This window comes from Pseudomonas sp. 1152_12 (assembly GCF_052850675.1).
Map to the genome: position 1 here is coordinate 1 of NZ_VXCW01000025.1, position 14871 is coordinate 14871.

The 14871-nt window shown below is 53.9% G+C and carries 14 protein-coding genes; 8 read left to right on the forward strand and 6 right to left on the reverse strand.

Annotation, left to right across the window (positions count from 1 at the left end):
• Positions 1 to 70 precede the first annotated feature (70 nt).
• The 4 genes from FW764_RS27115 to dcm all read right to left on the reverse strand — a co-directional run bounded on the left by FW764_RS27115 (position 71) and on the right by dcm (position 4431).
• Positions 71 to 463 carry a hypothetical protein gene (locus FW764_RS27115; protein ID WP_446436575.1) on the reverse strand — a complete coding sequence of 131 codons (393 nt, stop codon included), beginning with the start codon at positions 461 to 463 and terminating at the stop codon, positions 71 to 73.
• A gap of 615 nt (positions 464 to 1078) precedes the next feature.
• A complete protein-coding gene (locus tag FW764_RS27120) occupies positions 1079 to 1537 on the reverse strand; it encodes a very short patch repair endonuclease (protein WP_316251553.1) in 459 nt (152 codons plus the stop codon).
• Positions 1538 to 1623: 86 nt separating this feature from the next.
• Positions 1624 to 2835: a type II restriction endonuclease gene (locus tag FW764_RS27125; RefSeq protein ID WP_446436576.1), complete on the reverse strand. Its 1212-nt coding sequence runs from the start codon at positions 2833 to 2835 to the stop codon at positions 1624 to 1626.
• A 159-nt stretch (positions 2836 to 2994) separates the two neighbouring features.
• A complete protein-coding gene (dcm, locus tag FW764_RS27130) occupies positions 2995 to 4431 on the reverse strand; it encodes a DNA (cytosine-5-)-methyltransferase (RefSeq protein ID WP_446436577.1) in 1437 nt (478 codons plus the stop codon).
• Between the two features lie 575 nt (positions 4432 to 5006).
• Here dcm and FW764_RS27135 point away from each other — a divergent pair.
• Together FW764_RS27135 and FW764_RS27140 are read left to right on the forward strand one after the other, a co-directional pair.
• Positions 5007 to 5531 carry a BRO-N domain-containing protein gene (locus FW764_RS27135; RefSeq protein ID WP_446436578.1) on the forward strand — a complete coding sequence of 175 codons (525 nt, stop codon included), beginning with the start codon at positions 5007 to 5009 and terminating at the stop codon, positions 5529 to 5531.
• A 272-nt stretch (positions 5532 to 5803) separates the two neighbouring features.
• On the forward strand, positions 5804 to 6448 hold the full coding sequence (locus tag FW764_RS27140) for an HAD-IB family hydrolase (protein ID WP_446436600.1): 645 nt from the start codon (positions 5804 to 5806) through the stop codon (positions 6446 to 6448).
• A 114-nt stretch (positions 6449 to 6562) separates the two neighbouring features.
• On the opposite strand, the gene FW764_RS27145 is transcribed toward FW764_RS27140, so the two are convergent.
• Positions 6563 to 7522, reverse strand: coding sequence for a LysR family transcriptional regulator (locus tag FW764_RS27145; RefSeq protein ID WP_446436579.1), 960 nt, complete (start codon positions 7520 to 7522; stop codon positions 6563 to 6565).
• Positions 7523 to 7750: 228 nt separating this feature from the next.
• Here FW764_RS27145 and argH point away from each other — a divergent pair, with 228 nt between their 5' ends.
• The 6 genes from argH to FW764_RS27175 all read left to right on the forward strand — a co-directional run bounded on the left by argH (position 7751) and on the right by FW764_RS27175 (position 14185).
• The gene (gene argH, locus FW764_RS27150; RefSeq protein ID WP_446436580.1) at positions 7751 to 9178 is read left to right on the forward strand and encodes an argininosuccinate lyase; all 1428 of its coding nucleotides are present in this window, start codon (positions 7751 to 7753) and stop codon (positions 9176 to 9178) included.
• Positions 9179 to 9283: 105 nt separating this feature from the next.
• Positions 9284 to 10162, forward strand: a complete 879-nt coding sequence (locus tag FW764_RS27155; RefSeq protein ID WP_446436581.1) for an amino acid ABC transporter permease — start codon at positions 9284 to 9286, stop codon at positions 10160 to 10162.
• 24 nt (positions 10163 to 10186) lie between these two features.
• Positions 10187 to 10951 carry an amino acid ABC transporter ATP-binding protein gene (locus FW764_RS27160; protein WP_116628549.1) on the forward strand — a complete coding sequence of 255 codons (765 nt, stop codon included), beginning with the start codon at positions 10187 to 10189 and terminating at the stop codon, positions 10949 to 10951.
• A gap of 25 nt (positions 10952 to 10976) precedes the next feature.
• Positions 10977 to 11798 carry an ABC transporter substrate-binding protein gene (locus FW764_RS27165; RefSeq protein ID WP_446436582.1) on the forward strand — a complete coding sequence of 274 codons (822 nt, stop codon included), beginning with the start codon at positions 10977 to 10979 and terminating at the stop codon, positions 11796 to 11798.
• Positions 11799 to 11962: 164 nt separating this feature from the next.
• A complete protein-coding gene (locus FW764_RS27170; protein WP_446436583.1) occupies positions 11963 to 13138 on the forward strand; it encodes an MFS transporter in 1176 nt (391 codons plus the stop codon).
• Between the two features lie 93 nt (positions 13139 to 13231).
• Positions 13232 to 14185, forward strand: coding sequence for a hypothetical protein (locus tag FW764_RS27175; RefSeq protein WP_446436584.1), 954 nt, complete (start codon positions 13232 to 13234; stop codon positions 14183 to 14185).
• On the opposite strand, the gene FW764_RS27180 is transcribed toward FW764_RS27175, so the two are convergent.
• On the reverse strand, positions 14182 to 14847 hold the full coding sequence (locus FW764_RS27180) for a DUF6933 domain-containing protein (RefSeq protein WP_446436585.1): 666 nt from the start codon (positions 14845 to 14847) through the stop codon (positions 14182 to 14184). The genes FW764_RS27175 and FW764_RS27180 overlap by 4 nt on opposite strands.
• Between the last annotated feature and the right edge of the window lie 24 nt (positions 14848 to 14871).

Below are 14871 nucleotides of genomic sequence, written 5' to 3' on the forward strand. Positions count from 1 at the left end.
ACCTAAACGGGTGGCTTTTTTATTGAAAATTTAAGCTAAAAAAAAAAAAACAGAAAAGTACACCAACCTCTTAAAGTCTTGCCCAAGCTTCATGAACAACATGATCGGGCGCTTGCTTCTTGAGCAAAACAAAATTAAGCCTGTCGTTAGTATCATAACCCACGACAATATTATCTCCCTCCTCGGCTTGCTCCATAACTACATTGGTTTTAAAGTAAAGCCTATGCTCAGTACGAGAAGGATGGGCCTCGCGCGCATCATACCAAGTAATGCCAGTTTCACACTTTACAGCGGAGCCCCTTACAGAGAACGTAGCTGGCGCAGAGAATCTCTTTTCCCCGAATAAATCTTTTAGCTCTTTCACCCCATTAAACTCATGTTGATTAGACCTATCAGGATCAGCTTCAACCGCAGTAAGCGTTTTAAGGCACGACACTTTAAACCTAACAGTACCAAAATTCATAACCACTCCTTTGCAACTTTCAGCAAAACATTAAGAACAAACAAATAAACTGAATCACCATGCATACTTATAGACCGCGCTCCCTAAGCGCTACCATGCTCCCCCAGAAAACACCATCATCTGGCCATCACTCAAATTTATAGTCGCCTACGCAGCCAAAATCAATCCTTCCCTAATGTGCTATTCCCAAAAATGACTTATAGGGAGCCTTGCCTAAAGTTCACGGGCGGGCGCACCATAACATCTACGGCTTTACGCAATGCTCAGCCATCTCGGTACTGCTTAATGTAAAGGGAGAAGATATTCGAAAAATCCGGTGAGTACAGGACGCAATTAAAGCCGTAAACAAAAAAAGTAAATAATTCCAAAATATCATACTTGCGCCATAAGCGACTGATCAATTTATCCATTTGAGCTTTCTAGCTCGCGCCGTGGCACTTTAAAACCAACTAACTATCTACTCAAAATACTAGCAGCCATAGCATCTTAAACCCAGGTGTTTTACAGATTTGCGAAAACACGCCAAAAACATTCACGCTCACACATTAAGAAAGCCTGGAAAAAACCATGAAAATATAGCAACCATTATCATTTTCGCCTCCCCCCCCCCAACGACTACGACATTGATTTAGCCGGCTGATCTGGCCAAACTTGTAACGCTTCGTCAAAGTTAACGATCATTTCATTCAAGAATCCTAGCTCATCTCGCAAATGCTTCAAACCACACTCCCAAACAACAATAACCCTCCAACCCTCCGCATTTAACAGGGAAATTTGCCTCTGATCCCTTGAGATATTCCCATTTAACTTCTCCTCCCAAAAATCACGACGACTACTAGGAGAGGTTGCGTATACACAGTTTGCATGACGATGCCAAAAACAACCATGCACAAATATGACCAGTTTATACTTGGGCAAAACCAAGTCAGGCTTACCGGGTAAATCCTTACGATGAAGCCTATAACGGTAACCACAGGCGTGGAGATAACGCCTCACAATCAATTCAGGCCTTGTATTCTTCCCAAGAATACCCGCCATCATTCGAGACCTTGTCACACCATCTACAACATCTATCATTCCACACCTATCTTATAGCTGACATCTACATTTGCGCATCCTCAGACGCTACATTTTTCCGTAGTGATCCAACCGTAGGCACTTCATCGGATTGATTTAGTCTCTACTATGAAATCATTTAACGTCATAAGCTTACCCCGCACTTCTTCAGGGTATTTTGTATGCAGAGGCTTGGGAACCACCAGTTTGACTTCCGCATCCTCCATCTCAGAAAATTGATTAGGAGAAACACCCTCTTGTAGCGTAAAAAGATGAATTCCTTCTACTCTATTGGCCTCATTTAAAACTTGGCGCCAGCGGTCCTTGCAGGTCGTCTTGACGGCCAGCATACGCAAACTCTCCTCGGGAAATGCAGGATCATGATAGTCAGCGCATGAAGGAAATATAAAGTCAGGTCGTTTGTTACCTTCAGTTCTGCACTGCGAACTAAAACTCTCAAGCCCGAACTGTCGAAAAATATGCTCAAGATGTATCTCTAGAGATCTTCCAGACCGCGATTTACGTCGATTGCTGACTGAGTTCGCTACTTGCATGAAGTCATCAACAGAACTGAAGCCCTTCTGAACCCGATGCAGAATATGAAGCTCCTCAATTTGCCGGAACAATTTATATTCGTTCTCACGCCGCTCGATGATCAGATCATCAGGCGTTGTTTTGCTAAAATGAAATACTGAGGGAAGATAGGCAATAATTTCCTCACCACTTGGGAACCTGTCTTCCCAGAGTGGAGGAATCACAACACGACTAGGTTCTTTATCCAGACCTGCAGCGAAACCAGCAAACAGTCTATCCCCTCTGTCAAAAAGTGAACTGCCGGGAATCACTTCGCCAATTTTATTCTCAACAAACTCCTCCTCCTCCAGACTCTTGCATATCCAGATATCTAGAAACTCGGAATCCCGTCCTAAATGTGGCACATGAAATGCAAAGATTGCTAATGCTCCCGTGTTCTCGGGGTCTTGGGCGGGGCTGTTCCTGAAATCTGTATTCCATCTGGTCAAACGATGTTCGTTGCGTTTTCCCGTCCCATCGAAGTGGCGGTTGTTGTAGTAAATGCCTCTCAGCGTCTGCTCTGGAAAACTATGTGACGTGATCTGCGCCGTCAGACTGCAGTCAGGATTCAGACAACAGGTGCTCGAAATAGACGGTAGTGCTGTGGCCACAACAGCTTTGGGCACATAAATACCTACCCCGTTCCCCCCTGTAAGTCCTGTGTCGTTAGCTGAAAGCCGCTTGATGAATATCCACCATTCATCTTGATTCTTGTCTTCAATCCATTGGGATAGGTTTGTCATGGGTAGGCCGCTAAAAAATTGTCGAATAAAAAATATCCGACAGATTCGCAGAATTGCCTTTCGGAGAGAAGCCTCAGGTGGAGAGATAAAAAAAGACCTGCCACATTGCTCAGATCTTTATTCATCAATTCTTAGAGAGAGCGAAAGTGGTGCGACTCATCATTCAGGAAGAGAAAATTCCAATTGTGGACGCTCCTGGTCAGCAGCTTTTTCCTTTGCAGCCAGAATGCGATCTTTCATCAACCGAGCCACAGCTTCAAAAACAGGCACAGCCACTGAGTTACCAAACTGACGATAAGCCTGGGTATCGGAGACAGGAATCACAAATTTGCTTTCTCCCGGCTTGTCGAATCCCATCAGTCGCGAGCACTCATGTGGAGTCAATCGACGCGGACGATTGAGTTGATTTAGCTCGCTATTGAAATCCAAGTTATCCACAAACCCACGATCAACCAGGATTTCCGAACCGTCCTTGTGATATCTGGCCGAAAGCGTACGAGCCACATCGTTAGGCCGCGTCAGACCAAAACCAAAGCCATTACCCTTTTCACGGTGCTTCTGGGCATACCGATAGAGATAATCCCAAAGCTTCGGCGTAAGAATGTATTTTTCGTCCACTTCTTTATCGAGCAGATCACCGAAACTAGGTCGCTGCTTCGGTATGTGCTTGCTGATATCACGCAGTGTGAATCCTTGGTGAACGTTGAGATCACGACGAAAACCTACAAGAACGATTCGCTCACGATGTTGGGGCACAAAATGCTTGGCATCGATGACCTTCGGGTCTGAACCCTTCGGAGCATTCACATCTGCAACCTCGTAGCCCAGTTCATCCAGCGCTTCGCAGATGATTCGGAAGGTATTGCCCTTGTCATGGCTCTTCAGGTTTTTTACGTTTTCAAGCAAAAATGCGGCAGGGCGCTTGGCGGCAATAATCCGCGCCACATCGAAAAACAGAGTGCCTTGGGTCTCACATTCAAAACCGTGTTTGCGTCCTAGGGAATTTTTCTTGGAAACACCTGCAAGCGAAAACGGTTGGCATGGAAAACCTGCTAGCAGGACATCGTGATCAGGAATTTCGCGATCAATATTCTTATAGGCTTCCTCATCACTGATTTCGGACTTGTCAGAAAGCGTGACCGAACGGATATCAAGATTGAAGCGATGCCGCCCCGGATCACAGAAGTGGTTGGCCTTGTAGGTTTTGACCGCGTACTTGTTCCATTCGGACGTGAACAGACATTCGCCACCGATCGCTTCGAACCCTTTTCTGATACCTCCGATACCAGCGAAAAGGTCGATGAAGGTAAAGGAAGGTTTGTGGTTCAAGCGCTTGGGTAACAGCTCTTCCAGACGAGTGAACTCAATATGAGAGAGCTTTGGCGAGGCCTTGCCTTTTACCCAACGATTTATCGTTTCACGGCACCAATGCGTGGGGCTGACGTCGTTAAGAATTTCGGCAAGCTGCCCTTGATCGTAGATTTCCAGCAGCTTGTGCAGCAGTGCCAGATCAGTCACAGGATGAGTATTAGGTTCATGGGAGCTTGAGGTCGTTTCGCCCAAGGATTCAAAAGATGCTGTTTCAAAAATATTCATGAGCCCGAAATTCCTCTGGGTCAAAGCTGTGACGAATGGTCACCATTCTATCCCTGTAAATTTCAAAGTAAATGAAATTTCCCGGTATCCGTAAGACGAGTCATGTCGACTGGGATTGGGGAACAAGAAAGATTATCGGCACCAAATCACTGGATATAAATACAGCATAAATTACTTAGCGCCGTTGTCCAGAGTTCGTTTTGCCCCCCATGCAGTAGGAAAAGTCGCCGGTTGACGACTATGCCTGATCCACCTAACCTCAGTGTCGAGCCTAAGAAACTCTAAAAACCAGAGCGGTCCTCCGCACCCGACAGCCATGCGGCTTTTTTTCGCCAGCGGTTTCTCTACGTCTGTGAAAAAATCCCCGTTATGTCGGGAGTGGGCGAATACAAGACCCGAAAGGGGAATATGTCCGGCCCGTCTCTGGTGGGTTTCTTAGCTCCCGACACCCATAACGCATGCCCTAAGAAAGCAACCAGAGGTAACGGAAATGCCTGGATACTTTGCATCATCTGCGAAGGTCATTCGCAGTACCCGCACCATTTCTCCAACACCCTCCAATCCGGAGGTGTGCCATGTATGAACCTACCGTCTTCACCCGCCAAAACCTGCAAATGCATGCCCTGCTGCTGGAGAACCAACCATGGTTCTGTGCTCGCGACCTGGGTCGCCTGATGGGGCTGTATCTGCATGAACGAATGGTCGGCAAGCTCGATGAGGATCAGCGGCATACGCTGGAAATCTGCTACCACGGTCAGCCAGAAAACATGCTGATGATCAGTGAATCCGGCGTATATGCATTGCTGGTGTACCACTACTCACCAGGACATCGTTTGCTGCGTGAATGGTTGACCCATCAAGTGGTGCCGACATTGCGTGACAAGCATCAACCACGACCTACAGACCGTCCGATGCTGAGCTTGCTTGATTGGCCCGAAATGTCGTTGAGCCTTCTGCATTGGCAGGATGAAGGCTGGATTCGATTACGAGATATGCCATATCTGTTGCTCAACCGGACTCGCCGACGGGCGCCGCCGAGCAAAACTTGGTTTCAAAAGATGGCAGAGTATTTCCAGCCATCAAGCCATTCGACACGCTGAACCCTCAAGGATAGTCCGTCCGGGCTGATGCTCGGACGGGCCAACAGCACACATTTTCCAATCTGCGCTGTAACAATGCCGGATGCCTTTCGGCGTTCATTCCTATGCCCGACCGGGTAAACTCCCTCGATCATCGCCAGCAAAAGTACAGCATCACTATCTGGCTGATCTGAATTGCATCACCGATATCAGCCTGAACCCATGCAGTGGGCACCAGTCACACGGTTATGAGAACCGCTTCAAACGATCAAGGACCACCCGTGAACCCAGACATGCTCGAAGCCGGCCCCATCGACGCCAAAGTACTTTCCGTCTTTGACTTCGACGGCACCCTGACTCACCACGACAGTTTCGTGCCCTTCCTCAAGTTTGCCTTTGGCACCGGTGAGTTCTACGGCCGGATGGCGAAGCTGGCGGTGCCTGGGCTGCGCTTTTTGCTGCGGCAGATCAGCCGGGATGAGTTGAAGGCGCAGTTGATCCGCACCTTTATGACCGGTGTGGAGAAGGCGTGGGTTCAGCAGCAGGCGGAGGCGTATTGCCAGCGTACGTGGAGCAAGCTGATGCGCCCGACGGGGTTGCAGTCGGTGGCGGATGAGGTGAAGTCCGGGGCGGTGGTGACCCTGTGTTCGGCGTCGCCGGCGTTGGTGCTGCAGCCGTTTGCGAATCGGCTGGGGATCAAGTTAATCGGCACTGAGCTTGAGGTGGTCGACGGGGTGTTGACGGGCAAGCTCACGGGGAATAATTGCCGCTGTGAGAACAAGGTGCTGCGGCTTGAGGCGGTGTATGGGGATTTGGGCGAGTATCGGCTGCGGGCCTGGGGCGATACGCGTGGGGATCGGGAGTTGTTGGCCGCGGCGCAGGATGCGCATTTTCGGCATTTTCATTCGAAGAAAAAGCAGCGCAAGTTGCAGCGGTGATGCGGGTGGATGGGGTTGGCAGGTGGACCGAGGCGATCCCTTCGCAGCCTCGCTGGGGCTCGACAGCTCCCACATTTGAGCTTTGTCAGCCTGTTGATCGGTGTTCGGCGGGGGTTATGTCACGGCCTTGAGGTCGACGCCCAGCGTTGCTGCGAAGGCTTTTACCATCGGGCTTCTTGGCGCGCTATGGCGCAGGATCAGGTTGAAGGCGGTGCTCAAGTGAACCTGTTCCGGGCACAGTGCGCGCAGGCGCCCTTCCCTGACCAGTGGCGCGGCGTAGTGTTCCGGCAAGAAGCCTAAGAAGCGGCCGGTGAGGATCAGGATGGCGACGGCTTCCACCTGTGAGGCCGAGGCGGATTGGCTGTCGCAGGTGACGAAGTTGGCTTTGTCGCGGTGGATCGCGTACCGGTGGTTGACCACTTCGTATTGGCGTAGCACTTCTGGCGTGATGTCGCTCGCGTTGAACAGTGAGTGTCCTACGGCGCAGTAGGCGTGGGCTTTTTCTTCGTAGAGCGGGAAGTAGTCGAATTCTTCGCGACGTTGGTACACCGGGACGATGCCGACGATCAGCCGCCCTTCCACCACGCCGCGTTCAACTTCGTCCAGTTGCGAGGCATGTAAGCGCAATCTAATTTTTGGCGATTCGCGATGTAATTTTCCCAGCGCGCTAATCAGCGGCGAATTAACGTCGGAGACGGTGTTATCAATTACGCCGACACTAAGGTCACCAATAAGCTCGTTTTGCGCCGAACTAAGCTTGTCGCGAAAACTGTCCACCGAGGTAAATAACTCGATGGAAGCCTGATACACCAACTTGCCTTCTTCGGTCAGGCTAAAACCTTCCCTACCCCGTGTACACAGGCGCATGCCGATGCGGATTTCGAGGTCGGAGATCTGCTTGCTGATGGCCGCCAGGCCCACGTTCAGCTCGTTTTGCGCGGCGCTGAAGCCGCCGGCTTCAACCACGGCCATGAACACTCGGAGCAATTTGAAGTCCAGCCCGCTCAGTTGCAGAGGCGGTCGAGTGCCGGGTTTTGGCGGTATGTTTCCAGAAGTGGAAAGTGGGGTTTCCATAATACGCGTTGACCTCAAGTGCCCTATTCAACAGGCTTCAACCCAATCCTTGAACATCGCCAGGCGGCGATAATGAACATAAACATCCGCCCTTGGCAACCTTGAATATAGCGGGTTGAACAGCACACAGAGGCTGATTTAACACCCCGCAAAACCTGACACTACGATCAGGACTTTTTACTTTTTGACTGCCTCCGACTCTTCTAAAAACAAGCGTGAGGAACACCCATGTCTCAGCCCACCGACCGCCTTTGGGGCGCTCGTTTCAAGACCGGCCCATCTGCAGCTTTAGCCGCGTTGTCGCGTTGCCCTGAGCGCTATTTCCGCCTGACGCCCTACGACCTCGCTGGCTCCCGTGCCCATGCCCGTGAGTTGCAGCGCGCCGGCTTGCTGGATGAGTCGCAGACCCAGCGCACCGTCGAGGCTCTGGACCGTATCGGTGAGGACTTCGCCGCCGGGCGCCTGCATCCAACCCTGGATGACGAGGACGTACACACCTTTATCGAACGCGTTTTGACCGAGCGCCTGGGCGCCTTGGGCGGCAAGCTGCGCGCCGGGCGTTCGCGCAACGACCAAACGGCCAACGACCTGCGCCTTTTCCTGCGTGACCATGCGCGCACCATCACCACCGAGGTGCTGGGTTTGCAGCAGGCGCTGGTGGAGCAGGCTGAGCAGCATGTTGAGAGCATTTGCCCAGGCTTCACTCACTTGCAGCAGGCGCAACCGATTGTGTTTGCCCACCACTTGCTGGCGCACGCGCAGTCGATGTTGCGCGATGTGCAGCGGTTGGTGGATTGGGATGCGCGCACGGCGTTGTCGCCGTTGGGCGCTGCAGCGATGGCAGGCTCGGCGATCGCGCGCCAGCCGGAGCATTCGGCCAAGGAAATGGGCTACACCGGGCCGTGCGAGAACTCCATCGACGCGGTCGCCAGTCGCGACCATGTGGCGGAGTTTCTGTTTGTGGCGGGCATGCTCGGGGTGAATATTTCGCGGCTGTCGGAGGAATTTTGCTTGTGGTCGTCGCGCCAGTTTCGCTGGGTTGTATTGGACGATGCCTACGCCACCGGCAGCTCAATCATGCCGCAGAAAAAGAACCCGGACATTGCCGAATTGGCGCGGGGCAAAGCTGGGCGTTTGATTGGCAACCTGACCGGGCTGATGTCGACGCTCAAGTCGTTGCCGCTCTCGTACAACCGCGATTTGAGTGAAGACAAACACAGCGTGCTGGACAGCGTCGACACCTTGCTGCTGGTGCTGCCAGCGATGGCCGGGATGGTCGCGACGATGAAGGTGCAGGTTGAAGAGCTACGGCGCCAGGCGCCGATGGGCTTCACCTTGGCGACCGAGGTGGCAGATTGGCTGGCCACGCGCGGTGTGCCGTTCAAGGAGGCGCATGAGATTACCGGCGCCTTGGTGCAAGCCTGTGAGAAGCATGAAATTGAGTTGTGGGAAGCCTCGCCGGCGATGTTGGCAGAGGTGGATGCGCGGCTGCTGCCCGAAGTGCGTGACTGCTTGACCCTGGAGGCGGCGATTGCGGCACGCAGTGGTTGGGGTGGAACGGCGCCGGAGCGGGTTCGCGAGCAGATTGGGCGGTTGAAGGTGGCGTTGGCTGAGCAGCAAAAGTGGGCTGAGAGTTATCAGGGGTTTCGGATTTAAGTCTGGGCATGTGTGGTGAGCTCACTGGCGCTATCGCAGGCAAGCCAGCTCCCACATTTTGACCGCGTACAGCAGTTAGAGCGTTATTAGTTTTGGAGTAACACCATGAACCAAACCCCGGCGGAGCGCTTGGAAGCCGAGCGCAAGTTGTCCGAGAACCAGTTCGATATCACGCAGTACGAGCACGTGCCGCGTCGTTATTACGGGCGGATGTTTTTTGCCACGTTGATCGTGATCGCCCTGGCCGCGTTGTTGCGTGCCTTTGCCAATGGCCAGATCGAATGGTCCTACATCGGGCAGTTCCTTACGTCTGAGGCCATCCTCTGGGGCTTGGTGAATACCATTGTCATGTCGATTTTGGCGATGGCGCTGGGCGTGGTGATCGGGGTGATCACGGCGATCATGCGCATGTCGGCCAACCCGATCCTGCGCTATGTGGCCATCACCTACACCTGGCTGTTTCGTGGCACGCCGCTGATTTTGCAGTTGCTGCTGTGGTTCAACCTGGCACTGATTTTCCCGGTGATCGCGATTCCGGGCCTGTTCAGCATCGACACCGTCGACCTGATGACCCCCTTCGTGGCCGCCCTGCTCGGCCTGAGTATCAACCAGGGCGCCTACACTGCCGAAGTGGTGCGCGCCGGTTTGCTGTCGGTCGACACCGGCCAGTACGAAGCGGCCAAGTCCATCGGCATGCCGAGCCTGCAAGCGCTGCGTAGGGTGATTCTGCCGCAGGCGATGCGGGTGATCATTCCACCGGTAGGCAACGAGTTCATCAGCATGGTGAAAATGACCAGCCTGGCCAGCGTGATCCAGTACTCGGAGCTGCTGCACAACGCGCAAAACATCTACTACGCCAACGCCCGGGTCATGGAGCTGCTGATTGTCGCCGGCATCTGGTATCTGGCGGTGGTGACTGTTCTTTCATTGGGTCAAAGCCGCCTCGAGCGTCGTTTTGCCCGCGGCGCCGGCAAGCGTTCGTAAGCCTGGGTTGAGGAGATTTGCCCCATGAGAAGCATCGTCAAGGCCGTCAACCTGAACAAGTATTACGACCAGTATCACGCGCTGCGCGACATCAATATCGAGGTCGAGCAAGGCGAAGTGATGTGCATCATCGGCCCGTCCGGCTCGGGTAAAAGCACGCTGCTGCGTTGTGTGAACCAGCTGGAAAAAATCGACAAGGGCGGCCTCTGGGTCGACGGCGAACTGGTGGGTTACCGCGTCGTCGGCAATAAACTGCATGAGATGAATGAAGCGCAGATCGCCCGTCAGCGCCTGGCGACCGGCATGGTGTTCCAGCGCTTCAATTTGTTCCCGCACATGACCGTGCTGCAGAACATCATCGAAGGCCCGGTGCAGGTGCTCAAGCGCTCGCCCAAGGAAGCCATCGAAGATGCATTGGAACTGCTGGCCCGCGTTGGCCTGGCGGACAAGCGCAATGCTTACCCGGTGGAGTTGTCCGGCGGCCAGCAACAGCGTGTGGCCATTGCCCGTGCGTTGGCGATGCGCCCCAAGCTGATGTTGTTTGACGAACCCACGTCAGCCCTCGACCCGGAGCTTGTGGGAGAAGTGCTGTCGGTGATGCGTGATTTGGCCACCACCGGCATGACCATGATCGTGGTCACCCATGAGTTGGGCTTTGCCCGCGAAGTCTCCAACCGCATGGTGTTTATGGATGCCGGCCAGATTGTGGAAGCCGGCAGCCCCGAAGAAATTCTAATAAGCCCACAAAACCCGCGTACCCAAAGCTTTATTTCTGCCGTTCGCACTTAACTAAAAAACTAACGAGAACGCCCCCATGAAAACATTGTTTATCCCCACGTTGCTCGCAGGCCTGATGGCTTCCACCTGTGTATTGGCGGCATTGCCGGCAGCAATCAAAGAAAAAGGCGAGATCAGCGCGGCCATCGTGCCGAACTACCCGCCGATGGATTTCAAGGACACCGCCACCAACAAACTCACCGGCCTGGACTACGACCTGGGCAACGCCTTGGCCGAGCGCCTGGGCGTGAAGATCAAGTGGCAGGAGACCGGCTTCGAGCAAATGCTCAGCGGCCTGACCACCAAGCGCGTGGACATCGTGCTGTCGGGCATGACCGACACCGCCGAGCGCCAAAAAGCCGTGACCTTCATCGACTACTTCACCAGCGGCCCGCAGTTGTACACCCTGGCCAAGCGTGAAGACCTCAAGGCATTGACTGACCTGTGCGGTAAAAAAGTCGGCACCAGCCGCCGTACCACCTGGCCGTCGGAAATTGCCGCGTGGAGCAAGGAAAACTGCGAAGCAGCGGGTAAGCCGGCCATCGTGGTGATCGGCACCGAAGGCTCGGCGGATGCACGCGCGCAGTTGCAGCAGAACCGCCTGGATGCGGCGATGCAGGGCAGCGAGACGATTCCTTATCTGATGTCGCTGGATAAGGGCAAGTACAAGCCGGTGGGCCTGGCAATTTCCAAGCAGTTCACGGGGCTGGGGATTGAGAAGAGCAACACCGAGTTGGTCACGGCGATCAGTGAAGCGTTGCAGGGCATGATTGAGGATGGGACGTACGGCAAGATCCTGAACAAGTGGGATCTGGAGCAGGGTGCAGTGGAGAAAATCAGCATTAACGCCGGCCAGTAACTCGATCTGACTGCGGGAGCGGGCTTGTTCGCGAATGTGCAGGATCAGCCAGTAAATTTGGCACTGACACACCGCATTCGCGAGCAAGCTCGCTCCCACATTTGATCTGTGTTCAGATTTGAATTGCGTTGTCTTGGAAAAATGAAAAGGACATCCGCCCCACCGTGACCACCTACTCCCTGGTAATCCGCCGCCTGATGATCTGCTCGGTGACCATCGTGGTCAGCCGCGCCATGACCAGTCCCTTGCTGGCCTTGCTGCTGAGCACCCGACTGGGTCTGAATCAACAGGACATCGGCCTGCTGATGGGCATCGCGGTGTTCATCGCCACACTGCTCGGCCTCTACGGCGGCTACATCATCGACCGCCTGGAAAAGCGCAAGCTGCTGATCCTGGCCATGCTCTCCAGCTCCATCGGTTTTCTATTGCTGACCTTTGCCAGCAACCTCTACCTCACCACCCTGACCCTGGTCATCACCGAGGCCGCGTCGGCACTGTTCCTGATCGGTTCCAAGGCGATCATCAGCGAAAACCTGCCCGTAGGGGATCGCGCCAAGGTTTTTTCGTTGCGCTACACCCTGACCAACGTCGGCTATGCCACCGGCCCGATGGTCGGCGTAGTGATCGCCGGCCACATGCAACTGGCGCCATTCTTGATCGCCAGCGCCATCGCGTTTGGCAGCCTGTTCCTGATGGTCGGCATCCCGCCCACCCAACGGGACGACAGCAACAAACCCCTGAGTTTTTTGAGCACCCTGCGCACGTTGCGCAGCGACCGCACGCTGATCCTGTTCACCAGTGGCAGCCTGTTGAGCACCATTGTCCACGGCCGCTACACGCTTTATTTGTCGCAGTTTTTGCTGGTGGCCTACAAACCGGCCGAGGCGCTGAAAATTCTGTCGGCAGTGCTGGCCTGCAACGCGATCACCGTGATTTTGATGCAGTACCAGATCGGCCGTTTTCTCAAGCGCGAGCAACTGCGCTACTGGATCGTGCTGGGCACCCTGCTGTTTATTGCCGGGCTGATCGGCTTCAGCCAGGCGCACAGTTTGCTCACGTGGTGCCTGGCAATGTTCGTGTTCACCTTGGGCGAGATGATCATCTACCCCTCGGAATTCCTGTTTATCGACACCCTCGCCCCGCAAGCATTGCGCGGCAGTTATTACGGCGCACAGAACTTGGCGGCCTTCGGCGGCGCGATGAGCCCGGTGATTTGCGGGTACCTATTGATCAATGCGGCACCGGTCAGCATGTTCTATGCCCTCGGCGCACTGACCGCCGTGGGTGGCACTTTGTGTTTCTTGAGTGGACGGCGTGTAGCCAGCACGCCTCATATTTAAATGTGCGAGCAAGCTCACTCGCCTATTTTTTGATCTCCATAACGGCGAAGTTTTGCGTAATATCCAGCAACTCATCTCACGGACCAGAGCCCCATGAAATTCGACACGGCCTACAGCCTGAGTCTCGACGACAAGCTGTCGATCTATGACGTACGAGACCTGAATTTCGACGAAACCAGCCCTTTCGACTCCGATAAAGACAGCTTCTTGTGCCCCAATGACGAATGCCGTGCAGCATTCGATACGGGCAATGCACTGAGCACCTTCAACGCGAAAAACGTCAATTACCAGCGCACGCCGCATTTCAAAAATAAGGCCAGCACCCAGCACATTGACGGCTGCCGCTATGCCAGTACCCACAAGACCGCGACCGGTGAAAGTGATGACGAACGCGAGGACAATTTCCCATCAGAATTTGTACTGACGCGGCGTCAATACCAACGCAAGGCACCGGTGGCTGGCACCCAAGTCAGCGTCCCACAAGACCCAACGAAAGGGCCTTCAACTCGCACGAGTTCATCCTATAGCGCCAACGACACCACCCCGGACAAAACCAGCGTGTTCGCCCACCCGGTGGAATGTTACGTGTCGAATATCGACGACAAAGACAAGCTCAAGGCCATGCCGCTGAAGATCGGCGAGCACACCGCGACCTACTGGGCGTTTTTCAAAAAGATCGAATACCTGCAAGACAACAGAGGCCTGATCTACTGGGGCAAAATCAAAGCAATCAAGGACTACACCAGCAGCTTTCGCATCGACTTCGAAAAGAAGGTGTGGCTCGACAAAAAGCCCTATTCGGTCAACGTCTACCTGAGCAAAAAACTCATCGAGAACTACCGCAAGCGTGCGGCGTTCCTGGAGCAAATCAAGGCAGCGGTGGACAGTGAACGGGCATTGTATTGCTTCTTCTACGGTGTGACGCCGGAGTTGAAACACGTGCCTAGCAAGAAAAACCCCGAGCAGACCTTCGGGGTGTTCAGCGCGAATATCGACAACCTGGATCACCTGATTATTCGTGAGGCGCCGGGGCTGCAAGGGCACTAAGGAATAGAGCGTGACAGACGGGTTTGCCGGTACGTTTCATGTGCCTGTTGAGCCATTGCCGCATCCAGCCCCCCCACTGCCATCAACCAATACCTCAGCATTTCTTCCTCGGGAAAGCCATACCCCTTTAATCCTGTGATGGTTCTGGGCGTGCGGTTAATGCTCGCGTCATACCGGCAGGCGCTCCAAGGTTGTGTCACAAAGTCGAATTCTTCGGCATCCCATTTGAATATGCGCAGGATCTCGTTGATTTGCCCTTGACTGCTGCGGTCGCCACGCTGGACCAGGCGATAGGTGTTGCCCAAGTCGCTCAATAGGCGGTCACACGCCTGTGGTTCGATCATACCCAGCACATCACACCTCAAGGCCAGGTCCATGACGCCATCGATCCAGCGATGGGTAAATGCATGCACAAAGCCCGCGTGGTCGGACTTCTTCATATCGAAGAACAGCATGCTGTAACGCGTTTTCAGGTGTGTCACCACCAGCACATGCTTACGCTTAACAGTCGCGGCGTGGACCAGCCACTGGTCAGGGTCTGCGTGCAGCCCTTCATCCTCGGCACTTGAAATCGGCGGTTTTTCAACTGGGGTTATTTTTTTCCCTTTGTGAATACGACTGAAAAATTCGCAGGCGGCCTGCGAGCAATTGAATGTCAGCACTCTGTGCTCCTGTATAAATTGGCC

What these genes read in the sequence shown, in the direction of transcription:
- FW764_RS27115 (WP_446436575.1), bottom strand. Translation starts at nt 463, where the DNA reads ATGAATTTTGGTACTGTTAGGTTTAAAGTGTCGTGCCTTAAAACGCTT.
- FW764_RS27125 (WP_446436576.1), bottom strand. Translation starts at nt 2,835, where the DNA reads ATGACAAACCTATCCCAATGGATTGAAGACAAGAATCAAGATGAATGG.
- dcm (WP_446436577.1), bottom strand. Translation starts at nt 4,431, where the DNA reads ATGAATATTTTTGAAACAGCATCTTTTGAATCCTTGGGCGAAACGACC.
- FW764_RS27135 (WP_446436578.1), top strand. Translation starts at nt 5,007, where the DNA reads ATGTATGAACCTACCGTCTTCACCCGCCAAAACCTGCAAATGCATGCC.
- FW764_RS27140 (WP_446436600.1), top strand. Translation starts at nt 5,804, where the DNA reads ATGCTCGAAGCCGGCCCCATCGACGCCAAAGTACTTTCCGTCTTTGAC.
- FW764_RS27145 (WP_446436579.1), bottom strand. Translation starts at nt 7,522, where the DNA reads ATGGAAACCCCACTTTCCACTTCTGGAAACATACCGCCAAAACCCGGC.
- argH (WP_446436580.1), top strand. Translation starts at nt 7,751, where the DNA reads ATGTCTCAGCCCACCGACCGCCTTTGGGGCGCTCGTTTCAAGACCGGC.
- FW764_RS27155 (WP_446436581.1), top strand. Translation starts at nt 9,284, where the DNA reads ATGAACCAAACCCCGGCGGAGCGCTTGGAAGCCGAGCGCAAGTTGTCC.
- FW764_RS27160 (WP_116628549.1), top strand. Translation starts at nt 10,187, where the DNA reads ATGAGAAGCATCGTCAAGGCCGTCAACCTGAACAAGTATTACGACCAG.
- FW764_RS27165 (WP_446436582.1), top strand. Translation starts at nt 10,977, where the DNA reads ATGAAAACATTGTTTATCCCCACGTTGCTCGCAGGCCTGATGGCTTCC.
- FW764_RS27175 (WP_446436584.1), top strand. Translation starts at nt 13,232, where the DNA reads ATGAAATTCGACACGGCCTACAGCCTGAGTCTCGACGACAAGCTGTCG.